Genomic DNA, 14,272 nt, shown 5'->3' on the forward strand with positions numbered 1-14,272 from the left:
GCGGTATGAGTTTAGGAACGTCTAGGCTTAGTTGCCCAATGCGTTGATGCGATCCAGAACGCCTTCAGGCCAGGACGCTGCAGCTTCGCTGCCGACATACTGAGACTGCACATGGGTGCGGAAGGCCGCAAGGTCTGGGGTGTAGATCTCGACACCTTGGCTGCGGATGAAGTCAGCCAGGTTGTTTTCTTTGTCGAGCTGCTTCAGGCGACCATAGGCGGCGGCTGCATCAGCTGCGCGCTGCACGGTGATCTTCTGATCTGCGCTCAGACCGTCCCAAGTTGCCTTGGAAAACGCGATGTAGTTCAGGTCAACAAGGTGAGATGTCAGAGAGATCTGCTTGGTGACCTCATAGAACTTCTGGTCAACCACTGTTGGCAGCGGGTTGTCCTGACCGTCAATCGCACCGGATGCAAGAGATGTATACACCTCAGAGAAGGCCAGAGGCGTTGGGGACGCGCCCAGAGCCGCACCCAGGAATTGCCATGCATCGGTGCCCGGCATCCGCAGGTTCACTCCCGCCAGATCTGCTGGTGTCTGAACGTCCAGTTCCGCGCGGGTCTGGCGCAGGTTCACGTGGCGACGGCCCAGATACATTACGGACAGCAGCTTCACGCCCAGCTCGTCTTCAACCTTTTGCTTGAAGGGATCCATCAGAGGATCGTTGAACACGCGCACCTGATGCGCTGCGTCCTGGTGGACGTAGCCGGTCGCAAAAATCGAGAACTCTGGGAAGAACTGTGCCAGTTCTTGCGCAGACGCAATCGACATTGTCAGGTTGCCAGCAGCAATCGCTTCAAGCTCGGTGCCTTGCGCGAAAAGCGTGCCGTTGTAGCCGGCCTGATAGTCCGCAAAGCCTGCAACCATTGGCGCAAAGACTTCTGCCATCGCCACAGAGCGCTGGTCGGTCTCAGAACCGGATGTCGCCAGCGTAAAGGTCATGTCGGCAGCGTAAGTTGGCGTTACAGCGCCTGCTAGAATGCCGGTCGCGGCCAAAGCCGAAAACACAGCGCGGCGGGTCAAGGTCATCATGGTATATCCTCCCAAATTATACGGCGCCTCTCTGGCACCTGACCGTTTCTTTCGTCTCTCTGTCAATTGCCCTCTGCAGGAAGCGGTAAATGTACCGTCTCACCAGAAAGGGCTGCAGTTTGAATGGCTTCGATCACGCGCAGGGTGCGCAGGCCTTCTTCGCCCGAGACCAGTGGCTCGGCGGTTCCAGCAATGACTTCGACCAGATGTTCGATTTGATTGAGCAACGGGTCGGTGCGTTCACAGGGCATCGAGGCCGCTGAGATCGGCGACCACCAGTCGCGCTCTTCTTTGTGGGTCCACAGGCGCAGATCCGGGATCGATAGGGATCCATGCGAGCCGCCAATCAGATAGCAGCTCTCGGGCGCGTTGGGGTACACAGGGTATTCCTTGGAGGTCATCTCCCAGCTCCAGGGGGCGACGACGCCGTCAGAAACCGACACGGTCGCAATGGCGCCAGTGTCAAATTTCAGCACTGCAGAGGCCACGTCTTCGTTCTCAAACCCACGCTCTGATGGGGCGGCCTGGGCTTGAACCGAGATAACCTCTCCGCAGAAATGACGCATAAGATCAACGTCATGCACGAGGTTCACAGAAATCGGTCCCGCGCCTTTGAGCTTGCGCCAGGGGGCTGTGTCGAAATAGCCGTCGGGTTTATAGAACCAGCAGGTCACCTGCAGCGCACGGACTTTGCCGATGCCGCCATCTTGGATCAGACTATGGGCCTTGCGAATGATCGGGTTGTGGCGACGATGGTGCCCAACCAAGAGGGGCACCTCGGCGGCGCGCGCCTCGGCAACCAGCTCCATCGCGTCTTCGACAGAGGTCGCCAGAGGTTTTTCCACCATCACTGGCGTGCCTGCGCGAATGCAGGTCAAAGCCTGCTCCACATGCAGGCGCGTCGGGGTGGAAATGATCACTCCGTCTGGATTTTCCGCAGCAATCATTTCGGACAGATCGGAAAAGCAGGGAACGCCAAGCGTAGCCGCCGCCTCTTGCCCTTGGGGGCTGGGGTCGACGACTGCGACCAACACGGCTTGGTTTAGTTGCGCAATGGCCTCTGCGTGGCGCAGGCCAACCAGCCCAATCCCCGCGATCGCCAGACGCGTATGCCGCGTCGCATTATTGTCTAATTTGTGGACTGCGCTGGCGCTCACAAACTTTCCCCCACTTAACAACCACACTCGCAGATTCGCTGCATCTGACCGACACTAGGTGTTAAAAATGATAAAAGCAATAATATATGATATTTTTAAAAACAGATGATTTTTGCAATTCTTGATGATACTATGAGAAGCTGTTAGCCATTCCTTAAGAACCAAAGTGAGTCAGGCGGTGAGAGCCATGTCCAAACAATCCGTGACCGTCGGCCTGTCGACTTATGAAAAGATCAAGCACGATATTATCTTTGGCATTCTGGAACCCGGCGCGAAGCTGAAACTCGAGCATCTCAAGACCCGCTATGAGGCCAGCGTCTCGACATTGCGCGAAACGCTTAACCGTCTGACAAGTGAGGGGTTTGTCTCGGCTGCCGAGCAGCGCGGGTTCTTTGTTCCGCCGGTTTCACCCGAAGATCTGACCGAGATCGCGAACCTTCGGGTGCTGCTGGAATGTCATGCTCTGAAAGAGTCCGTGGAAAACGGCGACACCGAGTGGGAGGCCAATCTGGTCGCGGCCCATCACAAGCTGAATGTGATGGAAAAACGCATGCTGGCAGGCGATGATTCCGAGAAGGAAACCTGGAAGCGGTTTGACTGGGAATTTCATCTGGCGCTTATTCAGGCCTGCAATTCCCAGAACCTCTTGTCGCTGCACTCGACGCTCTATGACAAGTATCTGCGCTATCAGATGTTGGTACTGACATACCGTGGCGAAGAAGCCGTGCAGGAACACCGCGATATGTTTGATGCGGCCTTAGCGCGCGACGGCGACGCGGCCGCGACTGTGCTGAAACGCCATATTCTGCGCGGTCTGGAACATACCCTGGCCGCCATGAGAGCTGAGGAGGCGTCATGAAGAACCCGAAGAACCTTTTCAAGGCGGGGCTTAAAGCCGGGTCGCATCAGTTCGGTATTTGGAACTCGATCGGCGAAAGCGGCGTCACAGAGATGCTGGGCAATGCAGGCTATGACTGGGTTATGATCGACTGCGAACACAGCCCGATTGAGGCCACGGCCGCTCTGCCAGCCTTGCAAGCTCTAGCGGCCTATCCTCAGACCTCGGCGGCCGTGCGGGTTGCGGGGAATGACACCGTTCTGATCAAACGCGTTCTCGATATGGGCGCACAGACCATCATGGTGCCTTATGTGGAAAGCAAAGCCGAGGCGAAGGCCGCCGTTGATGCTATGCGCTATGGCCCACGCGGGATACGCGGCATGGCGGGCATGACTCGCGCCACGCGCTTTGGGCAGGTTGAGGACTATTTCACAACCGCCGAAGAAGAGCTCTGCCTGATTGTGCAGGTCGAGACCGCCAAGGGCATGGCGGCGCTTGAAGAGATCGCGGGTGTTGATGGGGTGGATGCGGTCTTTATTGGCCCGGCGGACCTCAGCGCGAGCATGGGCTATCCGGGTCAGTTCGACCACCCTGAGGTCGTGAAACCATCGAGCAGGCCTTTGAGAGGTGCAAGAAAATCGGCATGCCCATTGGGCTCATGGATCTCAATGTAGAAGCCGCGAAACGCTGGATCGCATTAGGCTCGAGCTTTACGGCTGTGGCTGTAGATCAAGTCCTACTCAGTCAGTCCATTCACGCGCTTCGTGCTGAGTTTTAAAACCGCGAACCCCCACGTGCTGAACTAGGGGAGAACCAATAGCCAGAATGATGCGGTGATCACGGTCAGTGCGGTTCCGATCAAGACAGACGTCGCGATTACGCGTCTCGCGACCCCATACATATCTGCAAAGAGATAGGCGTTGATCCCGGGCGCCATTGCGGCGGTCACGACCACCGACCGGAGCTTGGCGGTTTCCAGCACGCCCAAATGCGCAAGGCCAAAAGCCATCGCAGGTTGGACCATCAGCGAAAGCGCACAAAGGAACAAAATCGTTCGAAGATCTCCCTCAGGCTTATAGCGAAACAGCACGCCTCCCATGCCAAAGAGCGCGGCTGGCAGGGCGGCGAAAGTCCGGTGTGATGGGCCGCTCCGCAGCATTGGGTAAAATGCATAAATGAATGCAAAGGGCCGATTGCGGCTTGGTCACCCGTCGGTCACTATTACCTGTTTCAAACAGATTTCACTTAAATCCATACTTGTTAAGTTTCATTTGGACGCTGCCGATGAATTTAGAACTTCTATTCAAGTGTCTTATTCCCTCTTTTCCTCGATTTGCATCTACTTTTCTCACGATTCAACCGCGCCCATGGCATTGTAGAGGTCAGGGGTTCGATCCCCCTAGGCTCCACCAACCAACCACTTTCTAATTTCTTTCAATAAGTTACTGGAAAATAAAGGTGAATTTCTTTGGGTGCTACGCTGAGGTGCTACAGTGAGTGAACCTGAAGACATGCCAAGACACACCCGACTAGCGCTCCGCAACGGTGTCTATTATCACCGAGCAGCTGTCCCAAAGGACATCGTCCAGACCTACGGAAAAAGGGAGGAATCTATCTCCCTCAGAACTAAAGACCCGAAAGAGGCTCTGCGTAAGATTAAGGTCGTGGCCGTTGAGGTTGATGAACGGTTCGATGCCCACCGTAGATACCTGGCTGCAATGGAGAGACCTGCACTTGCTGAACTGACAGCAGCTCAGATAGCGCACATAAAGCAAATCTACTTTGCGTATATTCTCGAAGAGGACGAACAAGAGCGCCTTGAAGGGTTTGACGAATTCTCCGTGGACGAGAACGGAACACTGACCTGGCATTCTGAGCGGCCAGAACTACCCCGCAAGGCCTTCGAGGAACACCAGGACGATAGCGAGATGCTCTCTTCGCTGACTAAAAGGGACTACGCTCGCGGGCGACTCGATGAATTTATCCGTGGCGAGGCGGAAGAGGTCCTGACATGGGAAGGTGTAAGCCTTCGTCTCGATAAGGATTCACCTAGTTGGAGAGTTCTAGGAAGGGCATTGCAAGAGGCCATAATAGAGGCTCACAGCGCCATTAAGGGGCGGGATGACGGAGAGGTGATCCAGACCCCGAATGTAGCCCCCAACGACCTCTCAAGGTCTCCTACGAGTGGTTCTCTCCCATTATTCTCGCAGGCCTCCCAGCAATTCATTGAAGAGCGAAGCCAGTCAAGCTGGACCGAGAGAACCAAACTCGATTTCCAAGCTCAATTGAGAAACTTCCAAGAAGCCGTAGGTGATAAGCCGCTTGATCAATACTCAAAAAGGGATGGTCGGGCTTTCAAGTCTATTCTCCAAAAACTACCCGCTAATTGGAGAAAGAAACCAAAACTCAAGAGTAAGAGTATCGAAGCGGCTGCCGAGTTAGCGAGCAAGGCTGGTCTGAGCCCAATGAATGCCACCACAGCGAACAAAATTATGGGCCGCGTGTCGAACTTCTGGACGTGGGCCGACCACAACTATTTCGACGACAAGGGCCCTGAGCCACTCAAAGGAATGGCGTTTAAAATCCAAGTTTCTGCACGTGACCGCAGAAGCCCTTTTGAGATAACTCAGTTGAACTCGATCTTTGCCTCGCCGATTTATAAAGGTCACGTCTCTTCTAGAAAATGGAATGAACCCGGAACTTTTGTCGATCCTGCAAGCTCTCGCTATTGGGCTTTTCTAATATCGCTGTTCTCCGGTGCCCGCGAGGGAGAGATTTTCCACCTTTTGACCTCAAACATCGAAGTTCGTGATGGTGTTAACGTGATGGTCATTGAAGAAGGTGATGATGGAAAGCGCGTTAAAACTAGCTCCAGCAAACGAACCATCCCAATACACAGCCAACTGGAACGCTTGGGTTTGATTAGATTGGTTGAAGACAGGCGCAGCGCGGGGCACGAAACGCTGTTCCATGACTGTGAAGACAAAACCGCAGAGCGAGCAAAGGACAATTTTTCTAAGTGGTGTAGTCGGTTCTTAGAAGCGCAGGGGGTTAAGTCCCCTCTTCACGTGTTTCACAGCCTCCGTCACAATTTCGAAGACGGTTGCAGAGCTGGCGGTGTCGAGCCTTACCTTATGGATGCTCTTCAAGGTCACGCTGAGAGCGGGATGCGTGGAGTCTACGGTCACGGGCGCTATCCGCACACAGTTTTAAAGGAGGCCGTTGAGAAGGTAAAATATCCTGGCCTTTCGCTTGGACACCTAAAAGGTTACCACTGAGGGAACTGTGCAAACAACGGAGTAGCAAACACAACTAACTGCTTGTTCTTCGCGAATTGTTAAGTGTTAGGTCCACCAGCGCAGGCTTCAGAAGAAATTTCTTTCAGATTGCCCACTCTATACATATCACGCTACGCCAACTCTGCGACGAAACTCGATTTGTGAAAGTTCACCTTATACAGAGAAACAAAGCAAGTGCCTTGAATATGGATTTTCCTTCAAATCGGGTGAGAATTCTTTTAAGCTGTCACAACCCTGGACATGAGGCGTTATGAAAATAAATATTTTAAAATCAATACTCTACACACATTTTGCCTTGTTGATTTCCTCAACCACTTTGCTTGCTGACAACCAAAGAAACCTGTCCTTGAGCCAACCATATTCAAACTGCTTGGCCAAAGCATATGTACGTAACTTGCAAAAAAACGATCCACCAACGAAGACCATAGACCAGATACGTCAGCTCGCCGAAAGAAATTGTCGACGCCAAGAAACAAAAATGAAAAAGAACCTATCAAAAGCTTATGAGTGCTCTGACGAATGTCCAATCGCAGTTGAAACAGCCGAAATGATTAAGCAGGGCATGTACTTGACGATAAAATTTGAGCTTTTTGGCCCCCCTAGCAATTAGTAATTTTCATGGCCAAACAGTCTTTGACATACTGCTCCTTGTTTCCGGCCGACCTTTGCCAAATAACGCTCTTATCATAAGTCATTGTTTTTTCGCCCTTTTCGAGGGCCTTTGGAGCGGCCTGGCAGGCACCCCTAGAAAGTTGGTTACATCCCTTCTTAAAATAGGCCAGGCCTATATTCACGAGTACTCCCAGAATCTTCTGTTTGTCGATTTCACTGTTTCCCGCACTATCAGATTGAGGCTTGGGCTTTTCCGGATTCAAAAACTTGTTTTCCAACTCATTTATGTCAAGAGGAACAGTGCTGTACCTACATCCTGCCGAGGTGCAATAGTGGTATAGCTCACGTAGGTCTGGTTTTTTTTCTGGAATAGGCGGACTTCCAGAATAGTTTTCAACATCAAAACTAGATGGTCCTTGTCCCTGATTGGCAGTTGCTGATGATGCAATCAGGACAATTGATAGAGGTACTATAATCCTTTTGAACAATTTAATCTCCTAACGCAAATTTCGGGGATTGCCGGGCAAAAGTTGTCCGCGGAAAACGATACCGCCATGCTCGGCAACCGCTATGTAGAGGTTTTCTCGTGGCCACTTGTAAAGCGAGTAGCACCCGTTGCTTCCGTTCTGCTGGAAGTAAGCCGCGCGGGCGCAAAGCGTTGAGCCATTCAAGCCAAATGGTACGCGCTGCACATCGCCATTATTGTAACCAGAACGAAACTCCACGAGCATTTGCTGCTTGTTCGCAAAAAACACGTTGATTAGGTCACTACCCGCACGGCCTGCAATTGTGTTGCCCTGCAGGATCGAACGCGCTTCGTTGGCATCGACTAAAGTCGCACCGCCCTGTTCAAGATGTGTCTTGTTCGTCATCCAACGATGATCGCGTAGGGACAAGCTTTTCTTCGGACAGGAAAACCCTCTCCCGGGTGAAGTCAAATATCGAGCAAGGCAATCACCATAGACATAATCAAATGCATCAAGCCAAGATGCTCCATGTCCATTAAATCCGGCCGGACGATCTACCACACTGACATTTTGATATCTTGCGTTTGCCACACCATCCTGAACGCGAGGCGTATAAAACTCATCGCCTTCGAACAAGAACACGAGCCCGGAAACACGGCTTTTTTGGCTCATGGGAACGATCTCCAGCATGCTAGATTCCCACTTGGATCGATTGCGAGCGTTCTTTGCCATTCCAAATGTTGCAGGAACAACAGCGATATATTTGTCGAACTGAGCGTTCTCCGATGCACGCAGAATATTCCAGCCACCAAATGATTGGCCGATAAATACGACCTTCCGGTAGCCTTCTGCTTTCGCTTCTGCTGCAAGACGATTCATGTTCTCAACAAGCAGCGAACGAGAAGAACTATTTCGGTATTTTATCGGAGGATTTGCACGGTATACATCCCAACCCTTGCTGTTCAAAGAAACAACGTATGGCGGAACTACATTATCAGTTATTGGCGTCGGACGAGCTGTGCTGTGACCGCCAAAATAGTATACCGCTCCTTTTGAATCGGACGGGCCACGTTTGGCAGTTTGAAATCCCGTGGCAACGGAAAAGATATTCCGCGCAGTAGTGGACGAACTCAAATCTGCCGGTTTTTGCGACTGCCAGTCCAGGTACTGCTTACTTTCGCTGATCTTCTCTGCACGGGGTCTTTGATCAAAGAGCACTCCAGGAACGCAGTATTCATTAGCATCCATCCAATAGCTCGCCCCTCCGAAAACTCCATCCGGGCCCATGAAGGCAACGTTTCTAATTCGCCCCGCACGGTTGTGGAAAATCGTAATAGATTCAATGCCAGACGCATTTTCAGCGACCTTCCAGTATGCCCATTCTGCCTGCCCAGTGTGACGCCAAGCCTGTGGCCGCCCGTGTTTGGCCAACACTCGCACTAACGAGCGATCTAACTCTATCGCGTCCCTACAAATGGCACGAGCAACAGACAACTGGATCGGCGGTTCTGAAACTTGCTGGGGTTTTCGTTCTCGCGTCTGCATAAAAGCGGAGTATTCAAATGCGGCAGATGCCGGCTTTTCTGTCGCCGGCGTCTCCTCAGTATCTACACATCCAACCAACACTAAGAATGAAAAAAACCAAAGAAAAACGCGCATAAACACCTCACATCATCACGATCTATCATTACGATTGTTTTGTTTAACTCAACCCTTTGTGAGTAGTTTGCACCATGCCAATCCGAGGTTTTGCGGTTTCGTTGAGTAACGGCATTAAGTTTCAGGCAGCGCGGCTTCCTGTTTGACGTCAAACATCTGGGACCTTTGTATTGGCAATGCCTACCAGGCAACCGCGGTTTTGATATTGTGAAGGCGGGTTGGTATCCCGCACTCCTACCCGCCCTCCGACCTAGCTCTGGCAGACCCATAAACTGTGCCACTGTTTGTGTTGCATAGGAGGGATAGGAGATTGCTCGGAAGCAGAAATTAGAGGAAGATGTGTCAAAGTTGTTGCGTGAGTGTGCAGAGGTCCAATGAATTGGCACCCCTCGGACAACAGACAAAATTCCCGCATCTACTATATCGAAGGTCTTGTTTTTTCAGGTGTTGACCTCTTGCGTAATATACATCTCTAAGGAGACCCACGTGGGCGGTCACAAAGAGCAATTCAGAAGGAACTAAAAGTTCATTTTGCCAGCCTCATTCTCTTCTTAGTCCTCATCTCATCCTCGAATTCAGCCACAATCTTGGAGACCCTTTGCTTAGAGACCCCGACTACTTTTGCTATGTCTACGTTCATCAAGAATGAGTAATGGTCCATGAGCCATTTCACCTTGCAACGAGTATCCATGTCATCAGGAATATCCCTTCGTTGAACGAAGAACGTAAGGCACTCACTGGCTGATTGAACATCTTGAGGAAGTTCGTTGAGGGAGGATTGAGCCTTCTCCCACCGTTGAGCGATCCATCTTTGAGCGTCCTCATTTATGACATCGAATTCAAAGCCATTCCTTGGATGGATCGTTCGCCCCCAGCCTTTCTTCTCGACCCATGGCATTATGCTGGTCTTGTTCCTATGCTCGCCAATGGCAACAAACATGAAACCCATCTCGATCAAAACGGCCCTGGTCTGCCTCGGCCCCGCGTCATACCGTTTCCCCAATTCGGTGATAGTAATCCAGTCGCCAATGCTGACGTTTGTCACTTCGCCTGTTGAGCCATCAATTGTCTCTTTGAAGTATTCCATTCGGTTTCATCTTTCTGAGGATTGAAATAAAAAAGGAGACCCCAAAGGGTCCCCAGAAAATGGCCAGTGTTGTCTTGTTCGGGTGCTGTCCTAAAACCCCGCAAGGAGATTTTTCTGGTCAACAGTTTGGTTCTCGGGGAACGAGTCATTCATTTAATAATGATCTCGCCAAGCGCTGCTTGGTTAGCCAGCTCATCTACGTGTTCGTTTCCTGGATTTCCCGCATGTGCCTTCACGTGCTCAAAGGTGACCCTTCGGGATTGCAAAAGCTCGTCCAGCCGGATCCACAAATCTTTGTTCTTCACTGGCTTCTTAGAAGAGTTCTTCCAGCCTTTTGCCTTCCAATCGTCAATCCATTCTGTGCATCCCTTGCAAAGATACTGGCTGTCTGCATGCACATGGACTCTTTCACCCGGTTCCAGATTTTCGAGGAGATCAATCGCAGCAGCGAGCTCTTCGCGGTTGTTTGTGGTCATTGGCGCGTGAGCAGAACCCTGTCCAGTCGAACCATCGGGGCGAATATAGTGGTATGCCCGTCCACCGGGTCCCGGATTGCCGTGGCAGCTTCCATCGGTGAAGGCGCGTGTGATCGCTTCCGCCGGAGCGGATTTGAGTTGTTCGTTCATTTTGGGAACTCCAATTGAGTGTTGAAATTAAAGGGAGGAGTTGGCCAGACTTCTCTCCTTTATACTGCAACCTAATTGGCTGGGTCCTCGCGCCTTTCCGTCTCAAACGAGCAAAACAGATGGAAATGAAAAAGGCAGCATTGCTTATTCTAGAACAATTCCTAAGCGCTAAAAATTCAGAGTCCCCATCGCTCAAGTGCTTGGGCTGCACCCTTAGGGTCATTCCTAATCCTGATCACGGTTTGCCGAGTCAGCTTACTTGCGTTCTTGCCGTTCATCTCGCTGTTCATCACTGGATCGGTGGCATTCACAATCGCAGTAGGCCCTTCTCCTTTTGCCGACATCTGACAAACGACATTGTATTGTTGCCGCGTGAAACTGGGTTTCTTACCCCTGTATTTTGATCCATCTGCTTTCGCCGCCTCGATGCCTGCCTTCTGGGCCTCTTTGATGGCTTCGGCTTGTGCCTCGGCAGTAGCTGCCATGAACGCAATCAATGCGTCCCGAACGGCTTGCTGCATGGGGTCCTTGGTAGCTCCATTGAAAGTCAGATTGTTAATAACCGTTCTGATTACTACACCTTGTTTCATGAAATGCCGGATCGCCTCGGTCACATCTTGGTAATTACGCCCCAGCCGGTCCACCCAACGTACAACCAGTATGTCTCCATCGCGGAGCTTGTCATACAAGCGCTTGCCTTCAGCTCGTTGAGATAACTTTGTACTCACCCCCGAAACACCGTGATCAGCGACAACTTCGTCAATCACAAAACCTGCCGCCTCAGCCTGGCTAAGTTGATGTTCAAGGTTCTGATCATTTGTCGAGACTCGCGCATATAATAAGGTCTTGGTCATTGGGCCCCCTGGTGTACGTTGAAATCGCGTCCGGTGATTGGAGTGTACGAAAAAATGAACACACCCTAACGGACTCTTATACTGCAACCTAATTGGCGTACATTGCAGTATACCCTAGTGGACATCTAATTGTCGGTAGGCGCACTTTCTGATTTCCGCGAAATCTCAGCCATTTGTTCGTTGCAAGCCTCCCGGTCCGCGCCATAATGCGCCTGGCGGTGACAATTTGGGCAAAGGCCAATGAGATGTTCAGGACTGTCGGGACCGCCATCAGAAAGCCTCATGATGTGGTGAACTTCTAAAAAAGGTGATCCTTTAGTGGTGATAAACGGTGCGGTCGATTGGCAGTATTCGCAACGGCCATTCGCACGAGCCAGTACGTAATCTCTAACTACGCGACTTCTTTCAAATAAAGACGAATTAGCACTACGCTTTCTTGGGTCACTTCTTGCCGCCTCATATGCTTTTTCACGCATTTTGCGCAGTTCATCTTGAGTGGGTGGAGACTCCGCGAGATCCTCCGATAGAGCTTCTATTGGAACAAGCTCAAATACGATTGCCTGGCGGCTGTTTCCCTCGGTGTCTGGAGCAATTTCATGATGGAAACCTTGGCAAACGAATTCACCCTCAAAACGGAGCCCCTTGTTTACTTTCTGGAAAAGCAGAAGGTCTCGACCTTGCTCAGAGTGTTCGAGGATTCTTTTGTTTCCACGAACCATCTGCATGTCTCCGACTTGCCCTTCTCCAAAGTACTCGAAAACGCCATCGTCCCTAATCCGGTCGCCATACCCATGTTGTTCCCCAGCACTACCTGTTATTAGGATCACCAAATTATGGTTTGCGGGTGTTATGATGCCGCCTTGTTGCTGACCCGAGAAATGCTTGTGGATGTCGTTTCGGCGATGGTAAGTGCGGCCAGGCAAAAAACCCCACGACATAGCAAACTCCTAATACAAAATGTGTCTCACAAGAATCCTAGGGTGTGCCCGACAGCTAGGCAACAACCAGAAGGCGCAATAAACTCTATGTTTTGGTTTTGATTTCGATGTCTCTCTGGAGCAAGGCCTAGTGAGGCACCCCTGGGGTAACCTTCAAGTGGGCACCCACTTGCTGTCAGTTCAGGAAAAAGACCCCAGGGCGGACTAAACCACGTGGAGGAGCGAGCCAAATCCAAGCACGGAGGGGGTACGGGGGGTAAATTAGGGTGCGATACAACCGAAAAAGGGATTCAAAAATTTGCTGCAAAAATAGTCGCTGCTTTCAGGGCAGAACAAATATGTTTCGTCTCACATAGCTTGGGGACATTAGATAGAAAATGATAGCTTCTTCGACGCTCTTAAATCGATACGTTGCTTGATTGAACGCGGCCACAACCGACCTCAGTTCAAACACAAAGGAGGAGCCAAATAGATGGTCCACTTTCCAAATCGGAAGCTTCGCTCCTTCCAGTTCAAACACGGCTGTCGTAGCATCGGGTGTGATGAAGGGTTGGTTAGATATAGATTTTGGTTGAACGCTGTTCTCTTCAACCGGAATGCAGGACAATATGGCAGCTCGATCCAACCGAATGTAATTATCGGCTCGGTTCCGTAACTCAGGGGCAACGGTCCCTTTCTCAGGGTTACCAAAACTGTGCACCTGCACGATGGTCCCGTTATTTGTTAATGCATCAATCAAGGGCAAGAAGTCACCGTCACCCGAAAACAGTCCGCACTTGGTCATTGTACCACGATAGGAATGTTGAATTGCCTCGATAGCTAAATGAACATCGACACCCTGTTGCTTAGTCTGCTTACCTTTCTGGGTGGTCTTGGAAAGCCGGAGAATGAACCCACTACTTCGCTGCAGGTCTACCACCCAATCGGGTAATTCTTCATCATCTTTTCGTGCATAGTAGACGTAGCTTCTGGCATATTCGCGAAAGAGGTTGTTAATGCGAATTTTCGGTATGCAACTCTCGGGGACACCCGCCTGGCTTAGCTTATCACAAAGCGCCCTATAGATGTTGTCGGCGTCGATAAAAGCAAAGCCAGTCATCTAATTTCCTGAATTAAATTTAAAACCATCTTGCACTGAAACCGAAGCTTATACCAGTCGATAACCTAAATTCGCCCCTGCATGATCTCCATGGCTTTGTCGGCGAACTCCACCACTTTGAAGACAAACTCATCCTCAGACATCTCACCGGAGGCCAGCTTCTCCTCACCTTCTACGTAAGCCCCATCCTTTCGGATCGCAGGGAGGACCACCTTGGTCACCCAGTCTTGGAACTGAGCGGCTTCAGGTTTGTTGGACCGCATGATCAGCTTGTAGAGGCCGGACTCTGAAATGAAGAGATACGAGGGAGCGCGACTACCTTCGAAAAACAGAGGTAGTTCGTTGCGAGTTGCTTTGAACTTCTCATCCTTCGGTAGTGAAACGGTCCATCGGGAGGGGCCAGACCGTAAACTGAGGTCCAGCGCTTGGCACACCTCCTTGGCGATAAACCAAGGCTCACCTTCACGGTCCCATACAGTGAATTTAAGGTTGCCCAGTTGAGGCGCTTCGAAGGTTCTCAGTTGGTCAGTCATCAGATCGCCTCCTCACACTTAGGGGAAAAAATTTAAGCGTGTGACACAGCGACTGGTTAACTGTGTAGGTC

The 14,272-nt window shown here is 51.2% G+C and carries 16 protein-coding genes; 5 read left to right on the top strand and 11 right to left on the bottom strand.

The features are described 5' to 3' along the window. Positions 1 to 27: 27 nt before the first annotated feature. The gene (gene dctP / locus HZ995_RS04555; RefSeq protein ID WP_370395964.1) at positions 28 to 1,032 is read right to left on the bottom strand and encodes a TRAP transporter substrate-binding protein DctP; all 1,005 of its coding nucleotides are present in this window, start codon (positions 1,030 to 1,032) and stop codon (positions 28 to 30) included. Between the two features lie 62 nt (positions 1,033 to 1,094). Continuing rightward, positions 1,095 to 2,189 carry a Gfo/Idh/MocA family protein gene (locus HZ995_RS04560; protein WP_245168754.1) on the bottom strand — a complete coding sequence of 365 codons (1,095 nt, stop codon included), beginning with the start codon at positions 2,187 to 2,189 and terminating at the stop codon, positions 1,095 to 1,097. Between the two features lie 187 nt (positions 2,190 to 2,376). On the opposite strand from HZ995_RS04560, the gene HZ995_RS04565 reads away from it, so the two are divergent. The 3 genes from HZ995_RS04565 to HZ995_RS16145 are packed head-to-tail and all read left to right on the top strand — an operon-like array spanning position 2,377 to position 3,805. Continuing rightward, positions 2,377 to 3,048, top strand: a complete 672-nt coding sequence (locus HZ995_RS04565) for a GntR family transcriptional regulator (RefSeq protein WP_209357490.1) — start codon at positions 2,377 to 2,379, stop codon at positions 3,046 to 3,048. After that, positions 3,045 to 3,701, top strand: a complete 657-nt coding sequence (locus tag HZ995_RS04570; RefSeq protein WP_245168755.1) for an HpcH/HpaI aldolase family protein — start codon at positions 3,045 to 3,047, stop codon at positions 3,699 to 3,701. The genes HZ995_RS04565 and HZ995_RS04570 overlap by 4 nt, the downstream gene beginning before the upstream one ends. Beyond that, complete coding sequence (locus HZ995_RS16145; protein WP_280720305.1) at positions 3,671 to 3,805, top strand: hypothetical protein; 135 nt, start codon at positions 3,671 to 3,673, stop codon at positions 3,803 to 3,805. The genes HZ995_RS04570 and HZ995_RS16145 overlap by 31 nt, the downstream gene beginning before the upstream one ends. A gap of 24 nt (positions 3,806 to 3,829) precedes the next feature. Here the strand turns inward: HZ995_RS16145 and HZ995_RS04575 are convergent, their stop codons facing one another. Then, entirely contained in the window at positions 3,830 to 4,186 is a 357-nt protein-coding gene (locus HZ995_RS04575; RefSeq protein WP_209357491.1) for an AEC family transporter, read from the bottom strand. Positions 4,187 to 4,520: 334 nt separating this feature from the next. Here HZ995_RS04575 and HZ995_RS04580 point away from each other — a divergent pair, with 334 nt between their 5' ends. Continuing rightward, positions 4,521 to 6,305, top strand: coding sequence for a site-specific integrase (locus HZ995_RS04580; RefSeq protein ID WP_209357492.1), 1,785 nt, complete (start codon positions 4,521 to 4,523; stop codon positions 6,303 to 6,305). Between the two features lie 271 nt (positions 6,306 to 6,576). Beyond that, a complete protein-coding gene (locus tag HZ995_RS04585; RefSeq protein ID WP_209357493.1) occupies positions 6,577 to 6,936 on the top strand; it encodes a hypothetical protein in 360 nt (119 codons plus the stop codon). Here the strand turns inward: HZ995_RS04585 and HZ995_RS04590 are convergent. The 8 genes from HZ995_RS04590 to HZ995_RS04625 form a co-directional block, all read right to left on the bottom strand. Continuing rightward, positions 6,926 to 7,426: a hypothetical protein gene (locus HZ995_RS04590; RefSeq protein ID WP_209357494.1), complete on the bottom strand. Its 501-nt coding sequence runs from the start codon at positions 7,424 to 7,426 to the stop codon at positions 6,926 to 6,928. The two genes, HZ995_RS04585 and HZ995_RS04590, sit on opposite strands and share 11 nt — an antisense overlap. Before the next feature lie 9 nt (positions 7,427 to 7,435). Further along, on the bottom strand, positions 7,436 to 9,064 hold the full coding sequence (locus tag HZ995_RS04595) for a hypothetical protein (RefSeq protein WP_209357495.1): 1,629 nt from the start codon (positions 9,062 to 9,064) through the stop codon (positions 7,436 to 7,438). Between the two features lie 526 nt (positions 9,065 to 9,590). Next, positions 9,591 to 10,151, bottom strand: coding sequence for a hypothetical protein (locus HZ995_RS04600; RefSeq protein WP_209357496.1), 561 nt, complete (start codon positions 10,149 to 10,151; stop codon positions 9,591 to 9,593). 149 nt (positions 10,152 to 10,300) lie between these two features. Continuing rightward, positions 10,301 to 10,777: a ribonuclease H family protein gene (locus tag HZ995_RS04605; protein ID WP_209357497.1), complete on the bottom strand. Its 477-nt coding sequence runs from the start codon at positions 10,775 to 10,777 to the stop codon at positions 10,301 to 10,303. Positions 10,778 to 10,953: 176 nt separating this feature from the next. Next, positions 10,954 to 11,631 (bottom strand): recombinase family protein, encoded by a 678-nt coding sequence (locus tag HZ995_RS04610; RefSeq protein ID WP_209357498.1) that lies wholly within the window; start codon positions 11,629 to 11,631, stop codon positions 10,954 to 10,956. A 125-nt stretch (positions 11,632 to 11,756) separates the two neighbouring features. Then, positions 11,757 to 12,569, bottom strand: coding sequence for an HNH endonuclease (locus tag HZ995_RS04615; RefSeq protein WP_209357499.1), 813 nt, complete (start codon positions 12,567 to 12,569; stop codon positions 11,757 to 11,759). 322 nt (positions 12,570 to 12,891) lie between these two features. Then, a complete protein-coding gene (locus HZ995_RS04620; protein ID WP_209357500.1) occupies positions 12,892 to 13,668 on the bottom strand; it encodes an NYN domain-containing protein in 777 nt (258 codons plus the stop codon). A gap of 65 nt (positions 13,669 to 13,733) precedes the next feature. Beyond that, the gene (locus tag HZ995_RS04625) at positions 13,734 to 14,201 is read right to left on the bottom strand and encodes a BRO-N domain-containing protein (RefSeq protein WP_209357501.1); all 468 of its coding nucleotides are present in this window, start codon (positions 14,199 to 14,201) and stop codon (positions 13,734 to 13,736) included. Positions 14,202 to 14,272: the final 71 nt, after the last annotated feature.

This window comes from Cognatishimia activa, from assembly GCF_017798205.1.
GTDB lineage: Bacteria > Pseudomonadota > Alphaproteobacteria > Rhodobacterales > Rhodobacteraceae > Cognatishimia > Cognatishimia activa_A.

Bases quoted from the DNA above. Each gene is read 5' to 3' on its own strand.
- HZ995_RS04620 (WP_209357500.1), bottom strand. From the start codon at position 13,668: ATGACTGGCTTTGCTTTTATCGACGCCGACAACATCTATAGGGCGCTT.
- HZ995_RS04600 (WP_209357496.1), bottom strand. From the start codon at position 10,151: ATGGAATACTTCAAAGAGACAATTGATGGCTCAACAGGCGAAGTGACA.
- HZ995_RS16145 (WP_280720305.1), top strand. From the start codon at position 3,671: ATGCCCATTGGGCTCATGGATCTCAATGTAGAAGCCGCGAAACGCTGG.
- HZ995_RS04565 (WP_209357490.1), top strand. From the start codon at position 2,377: ATGTCCAAACAATCCGTGACCGTCGGCCTGTCGACTTATGAAAAGATC.
- HZ995_RS04615 (WP_209357499.1), bottom strand. From the start codon at position 12,569: ATGTCGTGGGGTTTTTTGCCTGGCCGCACTTACCATCGCCGAAACGAC.
- HZ995_RS04610 (WP_209357498.1), bottom strand. From the start codon at position 11,631: ATGACCAAGACCTTATTATATGCGCGAGTCTCGACAAATGATCAGAAC.
- HZ995_RS04605 (WP_209357497.1), bottom strand. From the start codon at position 10,777: ATGAACGAACAACTCAAATCCGCTCCGGCGGAAGCGATCACACGCGCC.
- HZ995_RS04570 (WP_245168755.1), top strand. From the start codon at position 3,045: ATGAAGAACCCGAAGAACCTTTTCAAGGCGGGGCTTAAAGCCGGGTCG.
- HZ995_RS04575 (WP_209357491.1), bottom strand. From the start codon at position 4,186: ATGCTGCGGAGCGGCCCATCACACCGGACTTTCGCCGCCCTGCCAGCC.
- HZ995_RS04595 (WP_209357495.1), bottom strand. From the start codon at position 9,064: ATGCGCGTTTTTCTTTGGTTTTTTTCATTCTTAGTGTTGGTTGGATGT.
- HZ995_RS04625 (WP_209357501.1), bottom strand. From the start codon at position 14,201: ATGACTGACCAACTGAGAACCTTCGAAGCGCCTCAACTGGGCAACCTT.
- dctP (WP_370395964.1), bottom strand. From the start codon at position 1,032: ATGATGACCTTGACCCGCCGCGCTGTGTTTTCGGCTTTGGCCGCGACC.
- HZ995_RS04585 (WP_209357493.1), top strand. From the start codon at position 6,577: ATGAAAATAAATATTTTAAAATCAATACTCTACACACATTTTGCCTTG.